This is a genomic window from Acinetobacter sp. 797_lipA (genome assembly GCF_058243025.1).
This window is the reverse complement of the sequence record NZ_JBZAYQ010000001.1, coordinates 845,095-869,607: the sequence shown is the minus strand read 5'-3', so window position 1 is coordinate 869,607 and position 24,513 is coordinate 845,095. Positions and strand designations below refer to the sequence as shown.

Genomic DNA, 24,513 nt, shown 5'->3' with positions numbered 1-24,513 from the left:
GAATAATGCAATTGGATCAATTCAGAGTAGCACGAAACCCACTCAACCAATCTCGTTTGCTCTCACAGCCTAAATCTTGTAGCTGATCACCTTTCAATGCAGTGAGTATCGCATTGCCTTGCTCATCGACTTTAAACTCAGCATATTCTGCCTGCTGATAACAATCCGCCAAACCTTCTGCAAATAAAAAACTTCTCGACGCAGGATAAAGTCCGCTATAGCGATTATTCGGGTTTTGTAAAATCAGTCGAGCTGTACGAACATTTTTCGGCAACTCAAAATAACTATGTATCACGCGCCTCTGTGAATCGAGTTCAACATAAGTGAGCACCGAAGATTTGTTCTTAATCACTTCATCAAAATAATGACCTGAAAAAATCTGATCTTCTTGATTGCTGTTGGCTTGGCTGGTGCTTTCTGGACTCAAATGCTGAGGCGCAAAATAAAGTTGATAATTCAGCGCCATATAATCCCCCTGAATAATCGAACGCGGGTCTACAGGTTGCAAACGCACATACATGCTTTGACTATTGTTTAAGTGCCATTCATTTTTAAAAATTAAGCCTAAAAATACCGCGATGCTGAGTAATGCCAAAGCAAGAGGAATCATTTTCTTCATATGCCGAACTCCTCTTTTTGCTTAAATAGCATCAAGCTCAATGTCAGCAAGAGCAACATCAGACCTGACAAGAACATGCTTAAACTTTTAATTAGAAAGGTCACGTCAAGGGAATAATATAAAAACCCTAAAATTAAAGCGAAAATTGCCAGCGCAAATCCATAGATCACTTTATCTTGTGTTTTTAATGCCCATGAAATGATGGCCAAACAAATAAAAATATCGAAATAACCATAAAAAATCAGCCCTACTGCAAAAGCAGTCAAAATAAAATGCGCAAATAAATGAAACTGCTTTTGAATATGTAAAAAGACAAAAAGTACAAACCATAAAATCGGTAAGCCAAAAGCCAATATAGGAATGTGCTCAATTTTCGCTAATTCATATTTTCCAAATAAAGTATAAAAGCCCATGGAAAATAGAATAATCCCAAGCGATGCAAGCAATATACTGCGTTGATATTCAGTTGGCTGTATGAATTTTATGGCCAAAATTCCCAGATAAAAAACATAATTCCAAAGTGCTAAATAAACAAAATTTTCAACAATATTACGCCAACTGAGATGTGCATTAATATCCCAAATACACGCCACACCTGCTGCATATAAACCCAAAATTTGAACAAAGACAAAGAACCAATGTGTTCGCATGAAATAAGCGAGTACTAGCATCGCCAATTGTAACAATAGAATAGGAAGAATTTGATTGATTAAATCAACGGTGTGAAAGATCACAGCAATTTGTCCTGCAACCCAGAGACAATAAGCAAATTGTCTTAAAAACAAACTTTGTTTGGCTTTTAACAGATAAGCTGCCAACACTACAAAGACAATGCCCATAATCAAGGAGAAATTCCCCCAAAAGGTCAGCATCAACGTTGCAAAGACGATGCCCGCAATCCAAGCTCCCACAGCAAGTGGAATAGCATTGAACCGACTATGTGGAATAAATTTAATCAACATGTAAGTGATGAAAGCAAACCACGCAAAAATAATCAGTGCGATAAAAAATAATTCAAAAATTTCATTCTGACCAAACCACTCCGTCACCGCCTTCACAATGGTCAAGGTAAAGCTAATGCCTAAGCCAACTGCTGAAAGTGCGCTACATAGCTGATCTTTATTTTGATAATAGTAAGCCAGTGAAATGCCCAACAAGAGAAAAGACACTGTGAAATAAAGAATGCTTTTATCCGCATAGAGATACATCGCCATATGCCAAACCGAGAGAATGGCAAACCACAGCAAGAATAAATAACGGAGTTTCGAATAATATTTATTGCAGAGATAGAATTGAATCAGTGCAAATACATGAATACTGATTAAGAAGAGATCTGGATATTGATCCCCCCAAAAGGTTTGGATAAAAAATAGAAACAGTGCCAACTGGCTGGTAATACATAAAAGGAAAAATACACCGATATTCGGACGATATAACCACGGTAAAAGCAGCACAGACCAAAGTATAAATAATAAATAGCTGTCAGCACCCGTTTGATAAATTTGACCAATCACAGCCAGACTTAAACCAATCATCAAACCACAGATACTATGTAAACATTGCACGAGAAAATCATGTTTTGTCAGCCACAAGCTGCAAACCACACTAAGTAATAATAACAACTGAGGAATAGCCGGCTGAATATTTTGTGGCAACATAAACCAATTGGCAGCAACCAAATACAGCATACTGACCGCGATGAGGGTAAAACCAAAAACTTGAAGATGCTTTATAAAGGATTCAGCACTCCAAGGGTAATCATATTGTTGAATTTTGATCAATTCTAATTCCTCACTCTTATTTTTATCTTGATCATTTCAAACCATTCAAACTATAGAAAAACTTCTTATTCATGTTTATGGTTTTTCTCAGATATTCATTTTTTGAACATTAAACTCATACTAAGTGAAATCATACACAGAGAGTGTTGGTCTTTAGCAAACCAATAACATAAGCAACCCTATAGCAAAAATTGTTCTATGTATAAAACTGATCATTCTAAAACACCCCTGTTTTTCTAAATATTTAGCACTATAATGGGCTTACATCGCTTCAGGGCGGGGTGCAATTCCCCACCGGTGGTAAGTTCAGTTGAATGACTCAGACTGAATCAGCCCACGAGCCAGCCAAGCAGAAATCATCTATTTGGCTCGCAGATTTGGTTCAATTCCAAAGCCGACGGTATAGTCCGGATGAAAGAAGACGACGTGACCAATAGAATCTAAGGTGCAAACCTGTGAGGATTTATTGCTACGCCAATTTTTCAAAGTCCTGAAATGTTCAACCGTACTTCAATTTTACGCGAGCGTTTCAATGTCTAGTTTGATTCAACCCGAAATTTTCTTTTCAGCCCTCTCTCCAGCTGAACAACGTATCCAACAAGCTTTAGAAGATATCCGCCAAGGTAAACCTGTTTTGGTGATGGATGACTTTGACCGTGAAAACGAAGCCGACCTCGTTGTGGCTGCCGAAACTCTCACTGTCGAAACGATGGCACGCATGATTCGTGATGGTTCTGGCATTGTCTGTTTATGTCTGACCGATGAACTGGCCGATCACTTAGACCTTGTGCCAATGGTGTCAGATAACTCAAGTCAGTTTAAAACTGCATTCACGGTGACCATTGAAGCTGCAACTGGCGTGACCACAGGTGTGTCTGCGCAAGATCGCACCACCACAGTCAAAGCAGCAATTAAAGATGGGGCTGTTGCCAGCGACTTAAACCGTCCTGGTCATGTATTCCCTCTTCGTGCACGCCAAGGCGGTGTGCTCACCCGTCGCGGTCATACCGAAGGAACGATTGATTTAGCTCGTTTAGCAGGCTTAAAACCAGCAGGTGTCTTGTGTGAACTGACCAATGCCGATGGAACTATGGCCTCTGGCATTCAAGTGTTGGCATATGCGCAAACGCATCAGTTGACTGTGATCACCATTGAAGAATTGGTGCAGTATCGCATTAAACACGGAGTCTAATTTTTACGCTCCCCCATCAAAAAGCCTCCATATTGGAGGCTTTTTGATGCAGTACCATCAGCATCAAGCAAACACAGTATAAATACCATAGAGCGCAATACTGACCAATATCGCACCACAAACGCCTAATAACTTATTGTACAAAGCGGACTGCGATAGTTTATTAAAACCCAAATAAACCAAAGACAACGTGCTGAAGTCTAAAATAATCCAGAGAATGGTCAACAGTACAAGGCTGACATCAACATCACTGGTTACCCCAATGAATTGTGGGAAAAATGAAGCAAAGAAAATAATATCCTTCGGATTCGAAATACCCACCAAAAAACCTTGCTTAAAGCCCCCTGCACCGCCTTTAGTTGCACAGGTGATGTTTCTGTTTCTTGTACAATGGCTTCTTTTAAAATTTGAAAGCCAAGATAAGCAATATATACGCAGCCTAAAATCTTAATCGCATTTAACCAATGCTCTGCAATGTTTAAAAAGCCTTTTAAGATGAGCACAGATAGTACAATGAGAACCAAAGAGGCTAAATTCGTCCCAAAAATGGTTTTTAAGGCTTGTTTATATCCACCTTTTAGACCTGCACTGGCAACCAACAACATCACTGGGCCAGGTGTTGCAATCATGACCACCACGGCCATGCAGTACAGCATCAGCTCAAATACATTGACCATCTAAAAAACCCTTTCCCCCAGTTACACTGGGCAACTATTGCAATAACCGCATATTATTTTTGACGCAAAAACAAAGAGAGCTTACTCATCTTCTACAGTCTGGATAAGATGTTGTCGAATCACGTCGGCGCGTAAAAATGCCAAGTCATAACTGGCGGTCGCCAGTGCAAGCACACGATGCTCAAATTCTTGCCAAATCGGTTTGACTTGTTCGGCTAGGATGCCTAAACCACTTTCTTCACTCAAGTTTTTATTCTTTTCACACACTTTTAATGCGTGGTATAGCTTGCGTCCTTTTGATGCATCTGAGCGTAAACGCACTCGTTTAGACAAAACAAACGCTTCCACCTGCTGTACATCTGCAAAAGGCAACATTGGGACTAAAATTTGATCGAGTTGCGCATCTAAACGCTGCCATACTGAGCTATGCTGCTCAGCCGTGTAGGTATTCCACTGAATCACTTCATGATTAAAGCGACGACAACCACGACACACAGAATCACCAAATACCGTTGAACAACGCCCTGCACATGGGGTCAAAGAGGCAATTCGACGATCTGTACTCAAAACATACTCCTGTTAATAAACGCACCAAAACAAAACGGATTTTGTCTTTGGCAACTGAATATACACGCTCACCTACCACTTGAGAAGCCATTTAAAATGTTTACTTATCTCGCATCTTGATTCAATTCCATGTAAAATGTGCGCCTTAAAATTATCTATCAAAATACATTGGAGTACTCCATGAACGCTACTGTAGAACAGCTTGCACCTGTAGAACAGCAAGCGACGACTGGTTGGGTTGTTGCCGCACTTTATCAATTCAAAGAAGTTCAAGATCCTGCTGATCTTCAACAACGTCTTTTAGACTTGGTAAAAACCATCAACCTATGTGGTACTCTGATTGTAGCGGGCGAAGGCATTAATGGTACGGTTGCAGGCGATCGTGCCGCGATCGATATGATTCATCAATTCCTTCTGAATGAAGGTTTTAACGAAATGGAATACAAAGAGTCTGACAGTGCAGACAAACCATTTCGTAAAATGAAGATTAAACTTAAAAAAGAGATCGTGACTTTAGGCGTTGAAGTAAAGCCACGTGATTTAGTCGGTCACTACCTTGACCCGAAAGAATGGAATGACCTGATTGCTCGTGATGACGTCATTTTGATTGATACCCGTAATGACTATGAATACAAAGCTGGAACATTTAAAGGTGCTATTGACCCGAAAACAGAAAGCTTCCGCGAATTTCCAGAATACGTTAAACAAAACCTTGAACAGCACAAAGATAAAAAAATTGCGATGTTCTGTACAGGTGGTATCCGCTGTGAAAAATCGACCTCTCTTCTCCTTCAAGAAGGTTTCAACGAGGTTTATCACTTAAAAGGCGGCATCTTAAAATACTTAGAAGAAACCCCTGCTGAACAAAGTATGTGGGAAGGTGAATGTTTCGTTTTTGATGGCCGTACTGCAGTCACTCATGGTGTTGAAGAAGGCCTTAACATTAAGTGTCATGCTTGTGGTTGGCCACTTCTTCCTGCTGAAGCAGAAGAAGCTAGCTATGAACATGGTGTGTCATGCAAATACTGTATCGACAACACCACAGAAAAACAAAAAGAAGGCTTCCGTATGCGCCAGTCACAAATTGCTGCGGCTAAACGTAAACGCCTTTAAAATCATTCAGATGATTTAAGTCAAGAATAAGCCCTCATTTGAGGGCTTATTCTTTTATGCAGTTCGCATTTTTTAAAAATATTTAACAATTTTGTCACAACATTGAACTCAATCTGAGTCATACTGTATAAATAATAAGCTAAAGTGGTGTCCTGAAGGTCTCCACATAACAATAAAAATGACATGCCTAAACGACGAAAATAGGATGATTGCCATGCATAAAATAATCATGCCACGCCATCGCACACTGATTCGCAATGCCGCAGCAAACCGTATCGAGCAATATCACAGTACCAGCTTCAACCAAATCAAAGCCAAGCTTGAACAGCGCACGCATTTATTTATCGTGGTTTTGGGCATGTTGATTGGTTCAAGTATCGCGCTCGGCATTGGTTACCATCTAAGCTCAAATCTTTTAAATTATACTAGGACTTACGCACTATTATTTATAGATTCTCTGTGGTAGCAGATGATTTTTATCGAGAATAAAGTCATCAATGAAGTTTTTGATAACTGGTCTAAATAATTTCTTCTGCCAACGATATACATTTTCAAAGATCCGCTCAAACTGGTTCTTTTGTATCTCGACGTAGGCCATCAAGGCTGAAAAAATATGATTCAAAATCAGTTTAGATCGTCTTACTTGAAACTTTTCAATATGACAAACCTGTTTAATCACCCGGTGATATTGCTCTATTTTCCAATGACTTGAATGTAATTCATGAAAACCCTCAAAGGACAATAAATCATCTTCATCTTGATGCACAATATAAAACCTCTGCTGTTCTTTTAACTGAGTCTTAAATAATTGTACAAAGCCAAAATCTTTGAGCCAGACCACTTGACCCTGATGGAAATTTGGCAATAAACGCAGTTGAAACCATTGTCCTTTTTCTGGGGAAACCTTACGGTTACAGTCGATACCAAACATAAATCGAATACCATATTTTCTTATGGTTTTTAGATTTCCAGTCGATGAATACCAACTATCACCTGTAATAAATTGAATCTTTGCACCCCAACTGAGTACTTCACTTAACATATCCATAAAGTAATCATTCTTGGTTTTACTTTCAGATTTGTCATAAATTCGGAAATTAATTGGAATATTTTGACCATTCTGATCTGTCGCATACAAGGTAATGAGATTAATACCCTTGACGGATCGGTGGTGTTTGCCTGACCAAAAATAGCTAACCAAGTCCATATGTTGACTATAGGGTTTATCTAAAACAGTATCATCAATACTGACTATAAGTTTATTATTATCAATATGTTGAATTGCTTCTTGATATAGGTCGTGAGGTGTGTAGTCTTCACGTTCTAGAAAGCGATTTACACTATCATGCGAGATGTTATAAGTCTCGGCAAGTTGTGTGCAGCTAATAGAGTTCGGTTCTGTCATGAGAAAGCCCATATAAATGGGTAATGTACAAGTTGCTGTAGAAGCATGTTTAATTCGTCTGATCACAGATACTTTATAAAGTATTTTAATACTTTTTTGAATCCGTCAATGCGTAAGTCCTATATACATTGCTCAGCTTAATCCCAGTTGCGCTGGCCTATAGCTTACGTAAAGTCTATATTCACACGCTAACCCATACCCGTTTCGATGAATAGAAAACAATACATTTCAATTCTTTACCCACATGCGATAAGTCCTTAAGATAACTTATCGCATTTATTTTTATGGTCTATATGAACCTCACTGCATGGATCATCTCCGTCATGGAACAATTGGGTTATTGGGGAATAGCCTTACTCATGTTTCTTGATAATGTTTTTCCGCCCATTCCTTCTGAAATTATCATGCCTTCGGCAGGTTATGCCGCATCACAAGGCGAGTTGGTTTTAATTGGGGTCATTATTGCAGGATGTATTGGTTCACTCTTTGCCGCAGCAGTGCTGTATTGGATCGGCTATCAATTTAAACAAGAGTACATTTTCAGATGGGTCGACCGCTATGGTAAATATCTATTTATCAAATCCGCCGATGTGAAAAAATCCTTAGATTGGTTTGAGCAGTATGGTCACCGTATTGTATTTTTTGGTCGTATGATTCCTGCAGTGCGTTCACTGATTAGCATCCCTGCGGGGATGAGCCGTATGCCCTTTTGGAAGTTCATGTTTTATAGTGGACTCGGCACAATTATTTGGACAACATTTTTAGCAACAGTCGGTTATTACTTTGGTGAAAACCAAGCACTGATGCATCAAATTTTTAGCAAAGTCGGTTATGTCATTATTGCCATTGTCGCTGTGATTATCCTTTGGTTTTTATATCGCAGGCATTTGCGTAAAACACGCAGCTAATTTATTTTGGGGAAATACATGAAACACTATTTACTGCATTTTGCGGCGGTATATAGCATTGCTTTGGTGCTGTTAATCACCGTACTGGTCTTTGGTTTAAACCTTGGCGGTTTAACCTTAATTCCGACCTTAGTGGCTTGTGCACTGATTAGTGTCAGACACTTCGTAAAAAAAGAACACCGTGTTCCAAATAATCATGAAAAAATACAACTGGTTTGGAGTTCAAGTGCTGTCGCAATTATCGTCGGTAGTTTCTTTGTGCTGTTTTTAGTGCTGATGAATCCCAATGCTGAAGCCATTATGAAATCAGTCGATAATGCCGGCATTGGACTTACCGCTGTCGTTATGCTGTGTATGGTCGCGATTCATGGCGCTATTTTTCATATTGCCTATGGTTGGTACGCAGACTATTGTTTTAAAAAGTTGCCATAAAAAAGCACCTCGTTTGAGGTGTTTTTTATGCTCGATAGATAGCGATCACATGCGCACGTGATTAGTGCTTTTGAGCGGAAAGTGCCATTAACTTTGTTTGGCTAGCTCTCATTTCTTCAATCAACCAATCCTTAAAAATGACTTTATGCGGATCATCCTCAAAAGGAGATGCGGAAAGTAAATAATAAGCGGAGCCATCTTGCACAATAGGGCTAAGCATATCTAACATTTGAAAATCGAGCTCTTTTTCAACCATATAGGCTGAAACCACTGTTGCACCTAAACCAGCTAAACATGCCTCTATACACAAATAGAAATGTTCCAACGCTACTTTTTCAAAATGCGTAAACTGCGCTTTATATGTATCTTTAAATTGTGTCCAAACTTTAGGTCGCGAACTGGAAATAAACAGCTGTGACATCGGGGCTAAATGATTATGACGCGATACACAAACCATATGCTCATCCGCCATTTTTTCGCTATAAATGGCCTTGCCCCACTCAAAATCATTACGCCTTAAGGCCAAGTCAATGTTTTGTGCTTTAAAATCCGCTTCTCCACCAGCTGTTAACAAACTGATATCAATCTCAGGATAACGCAGCTTAAATTGAACTAAACGCGGAATCAGCCATTTCATGGCGATAGTCGGTTCACAGGATAAGATTAAGGTCTTCTTCTCATTCTTTTTTTCTCTTGTCATCTGCACGAGGCACTGGTCAATCTGAGGAAAAACCTGCTCACAACAATCAAACAGTGTGAGGCCATCTCCCGTCAGCTGTAACTTTTTGCCGTCACGAATAAATAAACGATGCCCCAGTGCCTCTTCCAAATTTTTTAACTGTTTACTGACCGCACCTTGAGTGACAAAGAGTTTTTCAGCAGCGTTAGTCACACTGTCATAGCGGGCGACATAGTAAAAAAACTTAAGAGAATTCAGTGATAAACGCTCAATCATTCCAAAAACTCATCAAAAGGAAAGAATTAAAATCGATTTTCACTATAGCAAATATATGAAAAATATATAAATCCTTTAATTCAACCCGAACAAGGATCAATGAGTGAATGAAATTATAGCGATTGCAATCATCACCCTACTTGCAGTCATCAGTCCCGGTGCTGACTTCTCTCTGGTCAGCCGAAATAGTTATCTGTATGGGCGTAAACAAGGGATCTATACCGCATATGGTATTGCTTGTGCTGTATGGATCCATATTAGCTATAGCGTACTGGGGCTCAGTTTCTTAAAGCACTACATTCCGAACCTATTGCATATCATTCAGTATATTGGCGCGCTGTACCTGATGTATATCGGGTACAAAACATTTACCCAACAGCAAATTAGTGACCATGCCACTCATACCTTGCTGCGCCCACGGCAAGCATTTATACAAGGTTTTCTAGGCAATAGCTTAAATCCCAAAACTACGCTATTTGTGATGAGCATCTTTGCACAGTTACTACGAGGCAATCATGGTCTGATGCATTTAATTGGTTATGGCATGTTTATCTCGGCCAGTCATCTACTATGGTTTTTGCTCATTTCACTATTCTGCTCTACCCCAGTGATCCGAAATAAAATTTTACGCAAACAAGTGAGTATTAACCGTGTCATCGGTACCGTACTCGCAACTTTAGGACTTTGCTTATTTCTCACAAATTAAGCATGAGTAGTACCTGCGTTTAAACACTAAAATTTGGGCATAAAAAAACGTCCTCTAGGGACGTTTTTTTATTTGCTTACTAATGCCTGCGTCGCTGATGTCACGACACAAGAACAATTATGCTGGCGTATGATACATGAGATAAAGTTCGTTTAAGTTCTCTGGAATTTCTTCTGCAAGCTCATCCATTAACTGACCGTTACGACGGAAAGTTTCCATTTGCGGATCTTCTTCGTCAATCCCACTAAATACCATAATTGGTAAAGTAAGATCGACCAGTTGCTCTTCAAACTCAGGCGTGAACCATGCATCTTCATTGAGGAACATTGCATCAACAAAACCAACGCTCCAATCCCCTAGACTTGACTCAACATCAGCCTCTTCAATTTCAAAAGGAAATTCAATCCCTTCTTCATTGGCAAGGTTTTGACGAATAGACTCAAGCCAAGCTTTCACTTGCGCGATGATCTCGGCAGGCACTTTCTTTTGATTATTATCAAAAAGTTCATCCAACCATTTTGCAAAAGTAGGACCAACTGCAATTGCACACAAGAAACCATGAGTCGCTCCAAAATCTAGACCATACTCATTTTGGTCACCATCTAGATATTCACTCAATAAGTCTAAATCTAAAGCACTCATTTCAAATCCAAATTCAGAAACTGATTAGGGCATTAGCATAGCATTTTCAGAGACGATGCTACATCTGATTTTAGTCTTCTTCGTCGTCAAAATCGTCGTCATCGTCGATGTCGTAATCAAAATCTTTAAGCTCACGTTCCAAACGGCGCTGTGCAAGAAGGTCATCAATCAGGCGACGTTTTTCTAATGATTCTTTCGCACTAATTTTACTTGATGACTCATCAAAATTAACATCATCATCAGCGTAGTTATCATCTAGTTCAAAATCTGTAGAAGACACTAAAACTACCTCATAGTGAAAAAATGTGAAGGGTCTTAGCCGCTATTTATATGGGTTCCAAAACCTTGTCAAGTTTTATTTGCATTTAGAGCAATTAATTTGACTTTTAGTCTTTATTTCTAACCAATTTTTATGGCATGATATAATCCACCCTGCGTCTTTGTAGTTTACGACTTTAAATGGTCACATAAAATCCAAATTGTTCAGATTTCAAATTTGGGTTTTGAACTTGAGCACGCTCGGGATGAACTTGAAAACAACAAATTCACCCCCATCTAAATCACTGAATTTATATTTTTAATATTTTATCAGGCAGCTTTTGGCTGACTATCCCTGATGGAATACGCAGTTATTTACAAATAAGTTTATGAAGCGAATTGTGCCCAGATGCACAGTTTTCCACTGCCACAGATTCAACGAAGAGTAAGCAAAGATGAGCGATATGACTTCCCCTACTTCACAAGTAGCGGCTCTGATTAGCCGAGGCAAAGAGCAAGGTTACCTAACTTACGCTGAGGTTAACGATCATCTCCCAGACTCGATCACTGAAAGCGAACAGATTGAAGACATTATTCAAATGCTTCAAGACGTCGGTATTCCTGTGCACGAACGTGCACCTGAATCTGATGATGCAATGTTTGAAGGTGGTAATGAAGCTGCCGATGAAGTTGCTGAAGAAGAAGCCGCTGCTGTTCTTGCCTCTGTAGAAAATGAGCCTGGTCGTACCACTGACCCTGTCCGCATGTATATGCGTGAAATGGGTACTGTTGAACTGTTAACGCGCGAAGGCGAAATCAGTATTGCAAAACGTATTGAAGAAGGGATTCGTGACGTTCTTCACTCGATTGCTTACTGGCCAAATGCGGTTGAAGTGGTATTACAAGAATACAAAGATTATGAAGCGGGCGAACGTCGTCTTGCAGACATCCTTTCAGGTTATTTAGACCCTGAAACTGATGAAGCTATTCCAGAAGTTCTTGAAGAAGAGTCTGAAATTGATGAAGAAGATGATTCTTCAACCAAGTCTACCAAAGATGTGAAATTGGATGACGACGAGGAAGAAGAAGAGTCTGAAAGTGATGATGATTCTGAAGGTGAATCTGGCCCAGATCCTGAAATTGCCAAAGCGCGTTTTGACGAACTGACTGCGGCTTGGAAAAACACCCGAACCATCATCGAAAAACATGGTCGTTCAAGCAAAGAAGCAGAAGACGCTTTAGAGTCACTTGCAACTGTGTTTATGATGTTCAAATTTACACCACGTTTATTTGACATCATTTCAGAAATGATTCGTGGTACACATGAACAAATCCGTACCTCTGAACGTGAAGTAATGCGCTATGCAGTACGTCGTGGTCGTATGGATCGTACTCAATTCCGTACCTCTTTCCCAGGTCAAGAGTCAAACTTTGCTTGGTTAGATGAACAAATTGCGAAAGCTTCGCCAGACCAAAAAGGCTATCTTGAAAAAGTACGCCCTGACGTTTTAGCGTTCCAACAAAAAATTGCAGACATTGAAAAAGATTTGGGCCTTGATGTTAAAGGCATCAAAGAGATTTCAAAACGTATGGCTGTAGGCGAGGCGAAAGCACGCCGCGCGAAAAAAGAAATGGTTGAAGCGAACTTACGTTTGGTCATCTCGATTGCGAAAAAATACACCAACCGTGGCTTACAATTCTTGGACTTGATCCAAGAAGGTAACATTGGTTTGATGAAAGCGGTAGACAAGTTTGAATACCGTCGTGGTTATAAGTTCTCAACTTATGCAACGTGGTGGATTCGTCAGGCCATTACTCGTTCGATTGCCGACCAAGCGCGTACTATTCGTATTCCAGTACACATGATCGAAACCATTAACAAGATCAACCGTGTATCACGCCAACTTCTGCAAGAAATGGGCCGTGAACCAACACCAGAAGAACTCGGTGAGCGTTTGGAAATGGACGAAGTTAAAGTGCGTAAAGTGCTGAAAATCGCCAAAGAACCTATTTCGATGGAAACACCGATTGGCGATGATGAAGATTCGCATTTGGGTGACTTCATTGAAGACAGCAACATCACTTCACCTGTCGATGCTGCAACGTCTGAAGGCTTAAAAGAAGCAACGCGTGAAGTGCTTGAAAACTTGACTGAACGTGAAGCGAAAGTATTGAAAATGCGTTTTGGTATCGACATGCCAACGGATCATACTTTGGAAGAAGTGGGTAAACAGTTTGACGTGACACGTGAACGTATTCGTCAGATTGAAGCGAAAGCACTGCGTAAATTACGTCACCCTTCTCGTTCTGAACACTTACGTTCATTCCTAGAAAACGACTAATTGATACCGATACGTTGGAGACTTGAAATTTAATCACGAGTCTCCATTAAGTATTTAAGAGCAACACCTAACGCCTGCAGTTTCGCAGGCGTTTGAAATAAGGGGGACTGACGCTCATGACTATGTTAGACCGTACACCATCACGTGAATTACAAGAACATCTTTGGGTATTTCCTATGGACTACCCAATTAAACTCATTGGCTTTGCCAGCACTGAGTTACATGTTGCAGTGGTTGAAATTTTAGTCAAACATTTTCCAGAGTTTGATGGTGAATCGATCCAAGTCCAACCATCACGCACAGGTAAATACCATTCTTTAACTGCCCAATTGCGTTTTGAAGAATTAGAACAAGTTCATCAACTGTATGCAGACCTTGCGGCTTGTCCGTTAATTAAAACGGCGCTGTAATTCAAATGATGTATCAATGAGACACGCTTACGAGCGTGTTTTTTTGTGCCTAAATTTTTGATCTATTGAATTCAGCTTATTCACTAAAGAAATCCCCCTACGCTCTAGATCTTTTCTTTATAATTTCAGACATACTTTTTGTTTTATAAGGACGCAAGTGCCGTGTCAGATGCCGTTCTCAAACCACAACTCATTATTCGCCAGTTTGATAGCTTAACTTCATATGCTGACCGCTTTGTAGAAATGAAAGCACTGACTGAACAACGAGATGCAGACACACCAGATGAACTTTGGATTTTGCAACATCATGACGTGCTCACCCAAGGTCAAGCTGGAAAACCTGAACACATCCTCATGAGCAGTAACATTCCTGTGGTACAAACGGATCGCGGGGGGCAAGTCACTTGGCATGGTCCCGGGCAGTTGGTTGCCTATTTTATGTTTGACCTCAACCGACTTGGTTGGAACGTCCGTACCTTGGTGTCTTATGCTGAAAACCTAATGATTGAGTTACTCAAAAAATATGAGATTGAAGCCTATGCCAAACCTGATGCACCCGGAGTGTATGTCGATGGACGCAAGATTGGCTCATTGGGTTTTAAAATTCGTAAAGGCCGCAGTTATCACGGTTTATCCTTAAATATTGACTGTGACTTATTTGGGTTTCACACCATTAATCCATGCGGCTATACGGGCTTAGAAATGGTGCGTATCTCAGACCTCAAATCAGACTACCCGCGTTTTGAAAACTTATGTGCTGACATTATTGAAACTTTACAGCACAGCGGTTACTTTAAAGAAGTTCAAGTACAGCATATATAAAGGCTTTGCTTTTCATGGAAAAATAAATTAGAGTATTTACTCTAAACTAATAATTATTTTTAGAAAGGACAACAGCGAGTGATTAACGTAAATTCAGTGAAACCCGCTCTGCAATTGACCTATGTCAAACTTATGATGGATGTGATTGGCCGAGGATTGGTCATGGCCAGCCAAGTCGATAGTGAAATTCAACAAGAAGTTGCCAAATTTCCAGCCAATTTCACCTTATCGATGAATGTCTTTCCAAACGGCCCGGCTTTTTTAGCCAAAGTGACCGAAAACCATCAACTCAAATTACTTACTCCGGGAAGTTTAAAGGCAGATTTAACCATCACTTTTAAACATCTAAGCCATGCCTTTTTGGTGTTTTCATTTCAAGAAAGTACAGCACAAGCTTTTGCACACGACCGTATGATTGCAGATGGCGATATTTCTTATGCGATTCGCCTCGTCCGCTGTCTGAATAAAATGGAATCGTTGATTTTACCGAAAATGGTCGCTGAACTTGCCGTCAAAGAATACCCAACTGAATTGGGCTTAAAAGAAAAACTCACTGGTGCTGCAAATATTTATCTCAAAGTAGCCCAATCATATTTAAAACGGAGTGCATAACATGGCGAAGCCTTATTACGAATTTTTCTGTCCTGTAAAAGTGATCGCTGGTCATGCTGCTTTAGAACACATTCCGTTTGAACTGGCAACATTAGGGGCAACCCGACCTTTAATCATTACCGACAAAGGTGTACGTGCCAATAATTTACTGGCACCCATTGAAGCAGCATTTGAGTCTACCGATGCGGTGATTGGTGCAATTTTTGATGATGTTCCACCCGATTCAAGCTTAGAGACAGTACGTAAAGCGGCCAATTTATATCGTGAACACCAGTGCGATGCGATTATTGCTGTCGGTGGCGGATCGGTGATTGATACCTCGAAAGCCACTAATATTTTGGTATCTGAAGGTGGTGATGACTTACTCAAATACTCTGGGGCACACAACCTACCTAAACCACTCAAACCCTTTTTTGTGATTCCAACCACGTCAGGTACAGGGTCTGAAGTTACCATGGTTGCAGTGGTGTCTGATCCAGAGAAAAATGTCAAACTGCCATTCGCATCGTACTATTTAATGCCGCATGCTGCGATTCTCGATCCACGTATGACCCAAACCCTGCCACCGCACTTAACTGCGATGACCGCAATGGATGCCATGACCCATGCCGTCGAAGCCTATACATGCATGGCACACAATCCGATTTCAGATGCTTATGCTACAGCTGCAATTAAAAAAGTCAGCAATCATTTGTTTAATGTGCTGGATAATCCAAGCGATGCCAACGGCCGCTTAGAATTGGCTCAAGCTTCGACCATGGCTGGTATTGCATTTTCAAACTCGATGGTGGGCCTTGTACACTCACTTGGACATGCCTTAGGTGCAGTTGCACACTTGCCGCACGGACTATGCATGAACCTGTTCCTCCCTTATGTCCTTGAATTTAACAAGGAAGTGAATGGTGACAAGATTGCAGAGCTCCTGTTACCGCTTGCAGGGCCAGACATTTATGCGCAGACTCCTGCCCACTTACGTGCAGACAAAGCCATCAGCACATTACTCACCATGCGTGATCGCTTATTTACCCTAACCAAGTTACCACGCACGCTCAGTGAAACAGGAAAAGTGACCTTAGAACAACTGGATGAGGTGGCAGAAAAGGCCCTCAACGATGGTTCAATCATTTACAATCCGAAAGAAGCCAGCTTAAAAGATTTAAAAGCAATTTTAGAAAAAGCTTGGTAATTCATAAAAAATCAGCCAATATAGCGACAATCTTAGCCTGATGCTTTTTTAAACATCGGGCTTTTATTTGCCATAAGGAATAATGCTTTCCTTACACCTATTGGCATAAAAACTGCTAAAAAATCTGAAAAAGTTACTGACAAAAGCGGCCAAATTAATGTAGATTGGCGCACTTTTGAAATTAAACACAGGGGGGATCGTTCGTCTCAAACGATCCTTATTAAACATGACTGATCCTTGATCAACGATTAAGAGGATAACGCCGTTGACTAATATTTCTGGGACTCAATCGGCAGCTAAACTGCAAAAAACGCTAGGTCTCTGGCACATCATTATTATTGGTTTAGCTTATATTCAACCAATGACATTATTTGATACTTTCGGTTTAGTATCAGAAGAAAGTCATTATCATGTGCCAACGTCATATATCATTGCTTTAATTGCAATTTTATTCACATCGATCAGTTATGGTCACATGATTCGTCGCTACCCTTCCTCGGGTTCAGCCTATACCTATGCGCAAAAGTCCATCCATCCGAATGTCGGATTTATGGTCGGTTGGTCATCATGGTTAGACTATTTATTGTCTCCAATGGTCAACATCATTCTTGCCGTGATTTACCTTGAAGCCTTATTCCCTGATGTAAACCATTGGGTCTGGGTGGTTGGTTTAACTGCATTTATGACCGCGGTCAACTTACGTGGTGCACGCTTCGTTGCAAACTTTAATGGTTTGATCGTTTTTGTCCAGTTAGGTGTGATTGCTTACTTCACGTGGATGGTCTACAGCTTGCTTGCTGGTGGCGTCAACGCAGATGGTACTTTGATCAATGCGAAATATCAGTTATGGAGTTTAGAGCCATTCTGGAATGAGCTTACTTCACTGGGTGCCCTGATTACAGGTGCGACTTTGCTGTGCTTCTCATTCACAGGTTTTGACTCGCTCAGCTCGCTGGCAGAAGAAACAAAAGATACCGAGAAAACTCTACCTAAAGCGATTTTCTTAACGGCACTCTTGGCCGGTGTGATCTTTATTATCAGCACCTACTTCATGCAGATTTACTTCCCGAACGATCCAAAGACTTACTTTGAAGATGTTGCTGCAACACAGCCTGACATTTTACAAGCCGTCGGTGGTGTTGCGTTTAAAACGGTGGTGCTGTACTTCGCAATTGTAACTGTTATGGCATCGGGTATTTCGGCACATGCAGGCGTTTCACGCTTAATGTATGTGATGGGCCGCGATGGCGTGATTAACAAGAAGATTTTTGGTCATATTAGCCCGAAAAGCTTCACACCGTCTTATAACATTCTCATTGTAGGTGCTGTAGCATTAACCGCTGGCTTCATGGACTTAGACATCGTTATTTCGATGATCAGCTTCGGTGCATTAACTGCATTTACCTTTGTAAACTTATCGGTGATTTCAAGATATGCACTGCGTGATGGCCGCACAAAGAATATTAAAGATATCTTTAGCTTTGTGATAATTCCAATGTGTGGATTCCTCAGTATCTTTGCCATGTGGCTAGAGATTGAAGAAACCGCGTTGAAATTCGGTTTATGGTGGGCAATGTTTGGTATTTTATACTTAGGTTATAAAACCAAAGGCTTTAAGCAACCTGCACCACAACATAATGAATTTGACGATCCGCTCTAATCTTTCATTCAAAAAGAAAAAGACGCCAAGTGTGTCTTTTTCTTTTTTAAACTAGAGCTAAAAAACTAGCCCTTAAATTGTTTAGTCATTTTAGCAATACGCTGTGCATAGGCTTTTGTGGTTTCGAGATCCCCGGCTGGGATTTCATCCGTACTTGCATCCGCTGGTGATTGCACCAACAAGCCTACAGAACCACCCAAATTATTTACATCTTGACGGGTTGCCGCTTTACTATTGGCAGGCAATAAACCCAAGCTTACCCAAATACCGCCATGCTGCGATGCAAGTGTTTGTAGTTGAATTAAGGTCACTTGCTTATCACCATTTAAGCTTGCGCTATTGGTAAAGCCACCGAAAATTTTATCTTGCCATGCGCGAGTAAACCATTTTTTTGAAGATGCATCGGCAAACTTTTTAAATTGCCACGGCGCAGTGCCCATATAAGTTGGTGCACCAAATACAATTGCATCAGATTGATCCAGTGTCAGCCAATCTTGCTCTGGAATGTCTCCATTTGGGTCAATCTCCACCAAATTTGCACCAATTTCTTGCGCAAAAGTTTGTGCAATCACTTTGGTATGTCCATAGCCTGAATAAAAAACCACTGAAATATTCGACATTTTAGTTTCCTCTTTTGAATCACTTGATTGGCATTGCTTCGTCAAGCATGACGCTGCGTAAACCATTAAAAATAAATAGTATGAAATATCTTAAACACTTGCCTGATCGGGCTTGAGCTTCACATAACTTGCAACTTCAGCGCTTAGGCCCTGCTTCAACTGCTTGGTCTTTTCACCGATCAAAACTTCATAAGCATTTTGCTCGATGCCTTGAAAGATTTCTTGGGCTACTGTTTCTGGCGCAATCTTCGGAATGGGTAATGAACGAGTCAGATCGGTGTCAATAAAACCCACATGCACCCCCATGACCTGAATATTAAATTGAGACAACCACTGACGACTTGAGTTGGTATATGACCAAGCTGCCGCTTTAGAAATGGCATAACTGGTCAAAACAGTGCTTGGCTCCCAGAATACATCCGAGAGAATGTTGACCACATAAGCCTGTTGGCTCTTTTGCAAGATCGGAGCAAAAATTTGCGTCACCCGCATCAAACCCAATAAATTGGTTTCCAAAATCTTTTGCGTAGTCGTGATAATACTGGCATCGACAGGATGTTCATTCAAAAGCGCAATGCCCGCGTTATTCACAATAATCGTGGTATCTGCGCATTGTTCTGCTGCCTGCTGAATAGATGCTTCATCATTTACATCCAGTCGAATCGGGATAAGCCCCTCTTCCTGAAAGCTGCCAATCTGGCGCATACCCACATAGATCTTTTTAGCGCCCTGACGACGTGCCTCCCGAGCGATGGCAAGTCCTAAGCCACGATTCGCACCCGTAATAAAAACAACAGCCTCTGAAACTTTCATCATGTGATCCATCCAATTGCCAATATCTTGCGAAAGCGTAGTCTGATGACAGCGCTGCATTAAGTCTGTATTCATGATACACTTATGAAACCTAGTATCAATTAGTTACCACTTAGTAACTGGTCTGATTGATTGTTTCAAATGAAGATAGAACGTAAAAGGAGCATGGTTAGAAATGAATAAGCCAATGAAATTTAATATTTTTCATCCAGATTGTCCTGCTCGTCTTTTTTTTGAAAAATTTGCAGACAAGTGGATTTTATTGATTGTGTATACGCTGGATCAAGAGTCGCAACACTTTAATGAGCTCAAGAAAAATGTTTTAGGTATTTCACCTAAAGTACTGTCACAAAAATTAAAGATCTTAGAGCGCGATGGTTTTTTGACGCGAACCATTCATGAAGACAATGTGATTCGCGTGGAATATGCGTTAACCGAGATTGGCAAAGACTTTGCTCAAAATGCCTATCAAATGAAAGATTGGGTCGAAGCCAATATGCTTAAAGTTTTAAAATCCAGAGCTGGATTCGATCAAAAGCTAGAAAAAACAGAGCCCGCTTAAGCGGGCTCTATCATAGCAGTTTGATTAGGCTAAAGGCTTAAAACCCTGCTGACGCCATGCTTCATACACAATCACGGCTGTCGCATTGGATAAGTTCAAACTGCGCGAGTTTTCAGCCATGGGCAAACGAATCCAATGCTCTTTTGGAAACAACATACGAACCTGTTCAGGCAGACCACGCGTCTCAGGTCCCATAAGTAACGCCACGGGGCGATTCAAATCCGAAGTATGCGGGGTTTCCGTTCCTTTGGTGGTTAAAGGATAAATCGCATTTATATCGACACCTTTTTCAGCTAAATTTGCTAAACACTCATCGAATGTTTCCCAAATTTGCATGCGCGCCCACTCGTGGTAGTCCAAACCTGCACGTTTGAGTTTTTTATCATCCAGTTCAAAACCAAGTGGCTTAACCAAATGCAGCTGCGCTCCAGTATTGGCACATAAACGAATGATATTGCCTGTGTTTGCAGGAATTTCGGGCTCGTATAAAACAACATGGATCACAGCTTTTCTCTACTCTTTCAATATGGCAATAATTAATCTTGCCATTGTAATTGTTCACGTAAGCTCACCACATCACCAATGATGGTCAATGTAGGCGCTTGAATATGATTTTCTTCAACTTTTGATGCAATATCCGCTAAAGTCCCAACCACCACTTTTTGTTCTGGCGTGGTACCTTTCGAGATCAAAGCAACTGGCATGTCTGGGCGCTGGCCATGCTCAATTAACTTTTCACAAATTTTTTCTAAACCAACCAAGCCCATGTACAGCACAAGTGTTTGATTTTGATAAACCAACTCATCCCACGGTAACTCAGGCGAACCTTCTTTTAAATGCCCCGTAAGGAAACGCACGCTTTGCGCATAATCGCGATGTGTCAACGGAATGCCTGCATAAGCCGAACAACCCGAAGCGGCAGTAATCCCTGGCACCACTTGAAATGGCACACCTGCAGCAAAAAGTTCTTGAATTTCTTCACCACCGCGACCAAAGATGAAAGGATCACCACCTTTTAAACGGCAAACACGTTGACCTTTTGAGGCATATTCCACTAGTAAGGCATTAATGCCTTCTTGCGGTACAGCATGGTTAGAACGGGCTTTACCCACATAAATTTTTGTTGCATCGCGACGGCAGAGTTCCATAATCGCAGGAGAAACCAAACGATCATAAATCACCACATCGGCTTGTTGCATCAAACGTAATGCTTTAAGGGTCAGTAACTCAGGATCACCTGGACCTGCACCAACCAAATACACCTCACCTTTCGGGGTTTTCCACTCCAACAGCGCTTGTTCGATTAAACGATCTGCTTCTGCAAGGTTGTCATGAAAAACCTGTTCTTTCAGGGGGCTTGCATATAAATCTTCCCAAAATACACGGCGCTCGTCAGGATTGGAAATCTTCGCTTTCACCGCTGCACGCCATTTTCCTGAAAACTCAGCCAACTTGCCCATCCCATGTGGAATGCTGGTTTCAAGCTGGGTTCGAATTTGGCGAGATAACACGGGGGATGTACCATTGCTGGCCACTGAAATCACCAAAGGTGAACGATCGACAATAGCAGGAACCATAAAACGGCAATGTGGTGGATCATCAACACTGTTGACCAGTATTTTCAGCGCTTCACAGTCCTCAAAGACTTGGGTATTCACCGCATAATCATCTGTTGCAGCAATCACTAAACGATAGTCATTGAGTTGAATCTGCGCAGGATATAGCGCTTGGATATATTGCCCTTGGCTTTCTTCAACCAGTTGCAATAAATTTGCATCAATATCAGGAGCAATGACATGAATCACTGCTCCTGCTTTATGTAACAATACTGCCTTACGGTAAGCAATATGCCCACCACCGACAATCAGACAAGGTTGCTGTTGCAACTTTAAAGAGATTGGAAAAATATCCACGCACGACCTCAATGAGTTTTATCTGACTGTCTTAAAGCAATTATTGTGCACAAAACTGTGCAGTACATCGACTTTATTAGTCAATGTACTCAGCACCGCCCATATATGGACGAAGCACGGTTGGGATTTCAATCGAACCATCAGCACGTTGGTAGTTTTCCATGACTGCAAGTAAAGTACGGCCCACAGCCAAACCTGAACCATTCAGCGTATGTACAAATTCAGTTTTCTTTTGGTCTGCACGGTAGCGTGCTTTCATACGACGCGCTTGGAAATCCCCCATGTTTGAACATGAAGAAATTTCGCGGTACGTATTTTGACTTGGTACCCAAACTTCAAGATCGTAAGTTTTAGTTGCACCGAAGCCCATATCACCACCACAAAGAATGATCTTACGGTACGGTAAACCAAGTGCTTTCAAGATCCCTTCAGCATGACCTGTAAGCTCTTCAAGTGCTTGCATTGAGTCTTCAGGTTTAACAATTTGCACCATTTCAACTTTGTCGAATTGATGCTGACGAATCAAGCCACGCGTATCACGACCATATGAACCTGCTTCACTACGGAAACATGGCGTATGTGCTGCATATTTCAGTGGTAAACGGTCTGCATCAATGATTTCATCACGCACGAAGTTGGTTACAGGCACTTCCGCAGTTGGAATGAGGTAATACTCTTTTTCACCTTGTAATTTGAATAAATCTTCTTCAAATTTAGGCAATTGGCCTGTACCACGGAGTGAGTCAGCATTGACTAAATACGGCACATAAGCTTCGGTATAACCATTTTCCAAAGTATGCGTATTCAACATGAACTGGGTAATCGCACGTTGTAGACGAGCAAGTGGCCCTTTGAGCACACTGAAACGAGAACCTGTCAATTTGGTCGCAGTTTCAAACTCAAGACCGCCCATCCACTCACCTAAGTCAGTGTGATCTTTAATTTCGAAGTCAAACGTACGCGGCGTACCCCATGTGAGGATTTCCACGTTATCGCTTTCGTCTTTTCCTTCAGGAACAGACTCATCTGGCAAGTTTGGAATGCTAAGTGATTTTGCTTCAAGTTCAGCTTGTAATTCAGACAAAGCGACTTCTGCGGCTTTGATTTCATCACCAATCGCTGACATGCGCGTCATAATTTCAGATGCATCACCACCAGCTTTTTTAATTTGGCCAACTTGTTTTGCACCCGAATTACGTTCAGCCTGAAGAGATTCAGTTTTGGATTGAATCTCTTTACGGCGAGCTTCTAGTGATGCCCATTCTTCAACATTCAGTTGTACACCACGTTTTGCTAAGGCTAAATTTACAGCCTCAATATTATTTCTGAGTAATTTCGGGTCGATCATAGCCAATCTTTTGCAAAGAAAAAAACTGGCTATAGTGTAAGCGCTTCAGGCCGAAAAATACAGTCACGCGATCACTAGCTGTGGCTTATTACAGCAATTTTCATGGCTTTTCTTTGCTCGCTTTTTCTCGTTCAGCTGCATAATCGACAAAACTCGGCAAATATTCCGCCTTAATTAAGCCGCTGGCTTGTTGATACGGTAAAACCAATTCAGACATCCCTTCTGCATAAGATGCTAATTCGTATAAGGGATAGACGAACACCACACCTTTGGCACTCATATAATAATTATCGGTCAGCTTCAATTGCTCGCGTGAAATATTATGATCAGACAGCCACATGCTATTGGCACCATACAATGCATCTAATAATTGAGACTCTGTCTTGTCTACCACGATATCACTCAGCGCAACCCGTTTTTTCGTTGCCAAATCTAAGGTGATGTACTCGTTGTGATACATGCCATGTGCGGCACGCGCTGGGTAGTGATAATACATCAAGACAAAATCAGCATATTTTCCACGCTGCGCCACATAACGGACATCAGACAAAGTTTCACTGAGCATGTTTTCATCAATCTGTGGCTTTGACTGCTTCAAACTTTCAAATGCCACAGGATTGGCTTTTTTCATCCGTTCATCAAAATATTGATTGATCCATGGGACATTGGTTTCCAAGCTGTACAGCTGGTATTGGGTACATCCTTCCTCATCACAAGCAATAGAATGCGCCAATTGTAATGGTCGAACTTTTGCCTCAATCAGTGGCAAAGTCTGTGTGACTTGAGCTGGTTTAGTTGTCTCTTCACTTTTTGCAGCGTTACTGTCATTTTGTGGCTGACATGCACTCAGCAACCCCGTACACAACATCATTGCGAAGACAGATCCAATTTTATTGTTATGAAGTAATATCATGATTTACCCGCAGTTAAGTATTCAATAGCACAGACTATACAAAGCACAGCCATAACT

At 41.0% G+C, this 24,513-nt stretch carries 26 protein-coding genes, 1 pseudogene and 1 riboswitch; of the genes and pseudogenes, 13 read left to right on the top strand and 14 right to left on the bottom strand.

All coding sequences use genetic code 11. The features are described 5' to 3' along the window. Positions 1-16: 16 nt before the first annotated feature. Positions 17-619: a GDYXXLXY domain-containing protein gene (locus tag AC4CU2_RS04175; RefSeq protein WP_490768324.1), complete on the bottom strand. Its 603-nt coding sequence runs from the start codon at positions 617-619 to the stop codon at positions 17-19. Beyond that, complete coding sequence (locus tag AC4CU2_RS04170) at positions 616-2,400, bottom strand: DUF2157 domain-containing protein (RefSeq protein ID WP_490768323.1); 1,785 nt, start codon at positions 2,398-2,400, stop codon at positions 616-618. The genes AC4CU2_RS04175 and AC4CU2_RS04170 overlap by 4 nt, the downstream gene beginning before the upstream one ends. Before the next feature lie 264 nt (positions 2,401-2,664). Next, positions 2,665-2,827: riboswitch (FMN riboswitch) on the top strand. Positions 2,828-2,932: 105 nt separating this feature from the next. Here AC4CU2_RS04170 and ribB point away from each other — a divergent pair. Continuing rightward, positions 2,933-3,592: a 3,4-dihydroxy-2-butanone-4-phosphate synthase gene (gene ribB, locus AC4CU2_RS04165; protein WP_490768322.1), complete on the top strand. Its 660-nt coding sequence runs from the start codon at positions 2,933-2,935 to the stop codon at positions 3,590-3,592. 63 nt (positions 3,593-3,655) lie between these two features. Here the strand turns inward: ribB and AC4CU2_RS04160 are convergent. Beyond that, positions 3,656-4,269 (bottom strand): annotated as a pseudogene (locus AC4CU2_RS04160) (LysE family translocator). Positions 4,270-4,350: 81 nt separating this feature from the next. Next, complete coding sequence (locus AC4CU2_RS04155; RefSeq protein ID WP_010327314.1) at positions 4,351-4,836, bottom strand: DUF1289 domain-containing protein; 486 nt, start codon at positions 4,834-4,836, stop codon at positions 4,351-4,353. A gap of 180 nt (positions 4,837-5,016) precedes the next feature. On the opposite strand from AC4CU2_RS04155, the gene trhO reads away from it, so the two are divergent. After that, entirely contained in the window at positions 5,017-5,949 is a 933-nt protein-coding gene (gene trhO / locus AC4CU2_RS04150; protein ID WP_010327315.1) for an oxygen-dependent tRNA uridine(34) hydroxylase TrhO, read from the top strand. Between the two features lie 214 nt (positions 5,950-6,163). Further along, positions 6,164-6,415, top strand: coding sequence for a hypothetical protein (locus tag AC4CU2_RS04145; protein WP_490768321.1), 252 nt, complete (start codon positions 6,164-6,166; stop codon positions 6,413-6,415). Here the strand turns inward: AC4CU2_RS04145 and AC4CU2_RS04140 are convergent. Then, positions 6,392-7,420, bottom strand: coding sequence for an IS701 family transposase (locus AC4CU2_RS04140; RefSeq protein WP_007116247.1), 1,029 nt, complete (start codon positions 7,418-7,420; stop codon positions 6,392-6,394). The two genes, AC4CU2_RS04145 and AC4CU2_RS04140, sit on opposite strands and share 24 nt — an antisense overlap. Before the next feature lie 227 nt (positions 7,421-7,647). Between AC4CU2_RS04140 and AC4CU2_RS04135 the strand changes: the two genes are divergently transcribed. After that, entirely contained in the window at positions 7,648-8,262 is a 615-nt protein-coding gene (locus AC4CU2_RS04135; protein ID WP_026056455.1) for a DedA family protein, read from the top strand. 18 nt (positions 8,263-8,280) lie between these two features. Then, the gene (locus AC4CU2_RS04130; RefSeq protein WP_010327317.1) at positions 8,281-8,694 is read left to right on the top strand and encodes an ABZJ_00895 family protein; all 414 of its coding nucleotides are present in this window, start codon (positions 8,281-8,283) and stop codon (positions 8,692-8,694) included. Positions 8,695-8,755: 61 nt separating this feature from the next. Here AC4CU2_RS04130 and AC4CU2_RS04125 read toward each other — a convergent pair whose 3' ends face one another. After that, positions 8,756-9,649: a LysR family transcriptional regulator gene (locus tag AC4CU2_RS04125; protein ID WP_184118115.1), complete on the bottom strand. Its 894-nt coding sequence runs from the start codon at positions 9,647-9,649 to the stop codon at positions 8,756-8,758. A gap of 103 nt (positions 9,650-9,752) precedes the next feature. Here AC4CU2_RS04125 and AC4CU2_RS04120 point away from each other — a divergent pair, with 103 nt between their 5' ends. Continuing rightward, positions 9,753-10,355, top strand: a complete 603-nt coding sequence (locus AC4CU2_RS04120) for a LysE family translocator (protein WP_490768320.1) — start codon at positions 9,753-9,755, stop codon at positions 10,353-10,355. Positions 10,356-10,472: 117 nt separating this feature from the next. Here AC4CU2_RS04120 and AC4CU2_RS04115 read toward each other — a convergent pair whose 3' ends face one another. Both AC4CU2_RS04115 and AC4CU2_RS04110 read right to left on the bottom strand, forming a co-directional pair. Then, complete coding sequence (locus tag AC4CU2_RS04115; RefSeq protein WP_490768319.1) at positions 10,473-10,997, bottom strand: YecA/YgfB family protein; 525 nt, start codon at positions 10,995-10,997, stop codon at positions 10,473-10,475. A gap of 70 nt (positions 10,998-11,067) precedes the next feature. Continuing rightward, positions 11,068-11,277, bottom strand: coding sequence for a PA3496 family putative envelope integrity protein (locus tag AC4CU2_RS04110; protein ID WP_004982817.1), 210 nt, complete (start codon positions 11,275-11,277; stop codon positions 11,068-11,070). 433 nt (positions 11,278-11,710) lie between these two features. Here AC4CU2_RS04110 and rpoD point away from each other — a divergent pair, with 433 nt between their 5' ends. The 6 genes from rpoD (at position 11,711) to AC4CU2_RS04080 (ending at position 18,287) form a co-directional block, all read left to right on the top strand. Further along, on the top strand, positions 11,711-13,597 hold the full coding sequence (gene rpoD, locus AC4CU2_RS04105) for an RNA polymerase sigma factor RpoD (RefSeq protein ID WP_062033953.1): 1,887 nt from the start codon (positions 11,711-11,713) through the stop codon (positions 13,595-13,597). A gap of 122 nt (positions 13,598-13,719) precedes the next feature. Next, the gene (locus AC4CU2_RS04100; RefSeq protein ID WP_010327321.1) at positions 13,720-14,007 is read left to right on the top strand and encodes a YbeD family protein; all 288 of its coding nucleotides are present in this window, start codon (positions 13,720-13,722) and stop codon (positions 14,005-14,007) included. A 162-nt stretch (positions 14,008-14,169) separates the two neighbouring features. Beyond that, positions 14,170-14,829, top strand: coding sequence for a lipoyl(octanoyl) transferase LipB (lipB, locus tag AC4CU2_RS04095; RefSeq protein ID WP_428854105.1), 660 nt, complete (start codon positions 14,170-14,172; stop codon positions 14,827-14,829). Between the two features lie 132 nt (positions 14,830-14,961). Continuing rightward, complete coding sequence (locus AC4CU2_RS04090; RefSeq protein ID WP_490769206.1) at positions 14,962-15,441, top strand: hypothetical protein; 480 nt, start codon at positions 14,962-14,964, stop codon at positions 15,439-15,441. Position 15,442: 1 nt separating this feature from the next. Beyond that, positions 15,443-16,627, top strand: a complete 1,185-nt coding sequence (locus AC4CU2_RS04085; RefSeq protein WP_004982825.1) for an iron-containing alcohol dehydrogenase — start codon at positions 15,443-15,445, stop codon at positions 16,625-16,627. Between the two features lie 265 nt (positions 16,628-16,892). After that, the gene (locus AC4CU2_RS04080) at positions 16,893-18,287 is read left to right on the top strand and encodes an APC family permease (RefSeq protein WP_058870112.1); all 1,395 of its coding nucleotides are present in this window, start codon (positions 16,893-16,895) and stop codon (positions 18,285-18,287) included. 65 nt (positions 18,288-18,352) lie between these two features. Here AC4CU2_RS04080 and AC4CU2_RS04075 read toward each other — a convergent pair whose 3' ends face one another. Beyond that, positions 18,353-18,907, bottom strand: coding sequence for a flavodoxin family protein (locus AC4CU2_RS04075; protein WP_078389127.1), 555 nt, complete (start codon positions 18,905-18,907; stop codon positions 18,353-18,355). Between the two features lie 90 nt (positions 18,908-18,997). Beyond that, on the bottom strand, positions 18,998-19,780 hold the full coding sequence (locus AC4CU2_RS04070) for an SDR family NAD(P)-dependent oxidoreductase (RefSeq protein ID WP_490769205.1): 783 nt from the start codon (positions 19,778-19,780) through the stop codon (positions 18,998-19,000). Positions 19,781-19,895: 115 nt separating this feature from the next. Between AC4CU2_RS04070 and AC4CU2_RS04065 the strand changes: the two genes are divergently transcribed. After that, the gene (locus AC4CU2_RS04065) at positions 19,896-20,282 is read left to right on the top strand and encodes a winged helix-turn-helix transcriptional regulator (RefSeq protein WP_004695464.1); all 387 of its coding nucleotides are present in this window, start codon (positions 19,896-19,898) and stop codon (positions 20,280-20,282) included. Between the two features lie 24 nt (positions 20,283-20,306). Here AC4CU2_RS04065 and AC4CU2_RS04060 read toward each other — a convergent pair whose 3' ends face one another. The 4 genes from AC4CU2_RS04060 to AC4CU2_RS04045 all read right to left on the bottom strand — a co-directional run bounded on the left by AC4CU2_RS04060 (position 20,307) and on the right by AC4CU2_RS04045 (position 24,456). Continuing rightward, positions 20,307-20,786: a tRNA (cytidine(34)-2'-O)-methyltransferase gene (locus AC4CU2_RS04060; protein ID WP_010327328.1), complete on the bottom strand. Its 480-nt coding sequence runs from the start codon at positions 20,784-20,786 to the stop codon at positions 20,307-20,309. Positions 20,787-20,818: 32 nt separating this feature from the next. Continuing rightward, complete coding sequence (cysG, locus tag AC4CU2_RS04055; protein WP_490768318.1) at positions 20,819-22,195, bottom strand: siroheme synthase CysG; 1,377 nt, start codon at positions 22,193-22,195, stop codon at positions 20,819-20,821. 76 nt (positions 22,196-22,271) lie between these two features. Beyond that, the gene (serS, locus tag AC4CU2_RS04050) at positions 22,272-23,543 is read right to left on the bottom strand and encodes a serine--tRNA ligase (RefSeq protein ID WP_004695457.1); all 1,272 of its coding nucleotides are present in this window, start codon (positions 23,541-23,543) and stop codon (positions 22,272-22,274) included. A gap of 100 nt (positions 23,544-23,643) precedes the next feature. Then, positions 23,644-24,456 carry an RsiV family protein gene (locus AC4CU2_RS04045; protein WP_010327330.1) on the bottom strand — a complete coding sequence of 271 codons (813 nt, stop codon included), beginning with the start codon at positions 24,454-24,456 and terminating at the stop codon, positions 23,644-23,646. Between the last annotated feature and the right edge of the window lie 57 nt (positions 24,457-24,513).

Excerpts from the sequence above, each read along its gene's own strand:
- AC4CU2_RS04175 (WP_490768324.1), bottom strand. The coding sequence starts at position 619 with ATGAAGAAAATGATTCCTCTTGCTTTGGCATTACTCAGCATCGCGGTA.
- ribB (WP_490768322.1), top strand. The coding sequence starts at position 2,933 with ATGTCTAGTTTGATTCAACCCGAAATTTTCTTTTCAGCCCTCTCTCCA.
- trhO (WP_010327315.1), top strand. The coding sequence starts at position 5,017 with ATGAACGCTACTGTAGAACAGCTTGCACCTGTAGAACAGCAAGCGACG.
- AC4CU2_RS04145 (WP_490768321.1), top strand. The coding sequence starts at position 6,164 with ATGCATAAAATAATCATGCCACGCCATCGCACACTGATTCGCAATGCC.
- AC4CU2_RS04135 (WP_026056455.1), top strand. The coding sequence starts at position 7,648 with ATGAACCTCACTGCATGGATCATCTCCGTCATGGAACAATTGGGTTAT.
- AC4CU2_RS04130 (WP_010327317.1), top strand. The coding sequence starts at position 8,281 with ATGAAACACTATTTACTGCATTTTGCGGCGGTATATAGCATTGCTTTG.
- AC4CU2_RS04125 (WP_184118115.1), bottom strand. The coding sequence starts at position 9,649 with ATGATTGAGCGTTTATCACTGAATTCTCTTAAGTTTTTTTACTATGTC.
- AC4CU2_RS04115 (WP_490768319.1), bottom strand. The coding sequence starts at position 10,997 with ATGAGTGCTTTAGATTTAGACTTATTGAGTGAATATCTAGATGGTGAC.
- rpoD (WP_062033953.1), top strand. The coding sequence starts at position 11,711 with ATGAGCGATATGACTTCCCCTACTTCACAAGTAGCGGCTCTGATTAGC.
- AC4CU2_RS04100 (WP_010327321.1), top strand. The coding sequence starts at position 13,720 with ATGTTAGACCGTACACCATCACGTGAATTACAAGAACATCTTTGGGTA.
- AC4CU2_RS04090 (WP_490769206.1), top strand. The coding sequence starts at position 14,962 with ATGATGGATGTGATTGGCCGAGGATTGGTCATGGCCAGCCAAGTCGAT.
- AC4CU2_RS04085 (WP_004982825.1), top strand. The coding sequence starts at position 15,443 with ATGGCGAAGCCTTATTACGAATTTTTCTGTCCTGTAAAAGTGATCGCT.
- AC4CU2_RS04075 (WP_078389127.1), bottom strand. The coding sequence starts at position 18,907 with ATGTCGAATATTTCAGTGGTTTTTTATTCAGGCTATGGACATACCAAA.
- AC4CU2_RS04070 (WP_490769205.1), bottom strand. The coding sequence starts at position 19,780 with ATGCAGCGCTGTCATCAGACTACGCTTTCGCAAGATATTGGCAATTGG.
- AC4CU2_RS04065 (WP_004695464.1), top strand. The coding sequence starts at position 19,896 with ATGAATAAGCCAATGAAATTTAATATTTTTCATCCAGATTGTCCTGCT.
- serS (WP_004695457.1), bottom strand. The coding sequence starts at position 23,543 with ATGATCGACCCGAAATTACTCAGAAATAATATTGAGGCTGTAAATTTA.
- AC4CU2_RS04045 (WP_010327330.1), bottom strand. The coding sequence starts at position 24,456 with ATGATATTACTTCATAACAATAAAATTGGATCTGTCTTCGCAATGATG.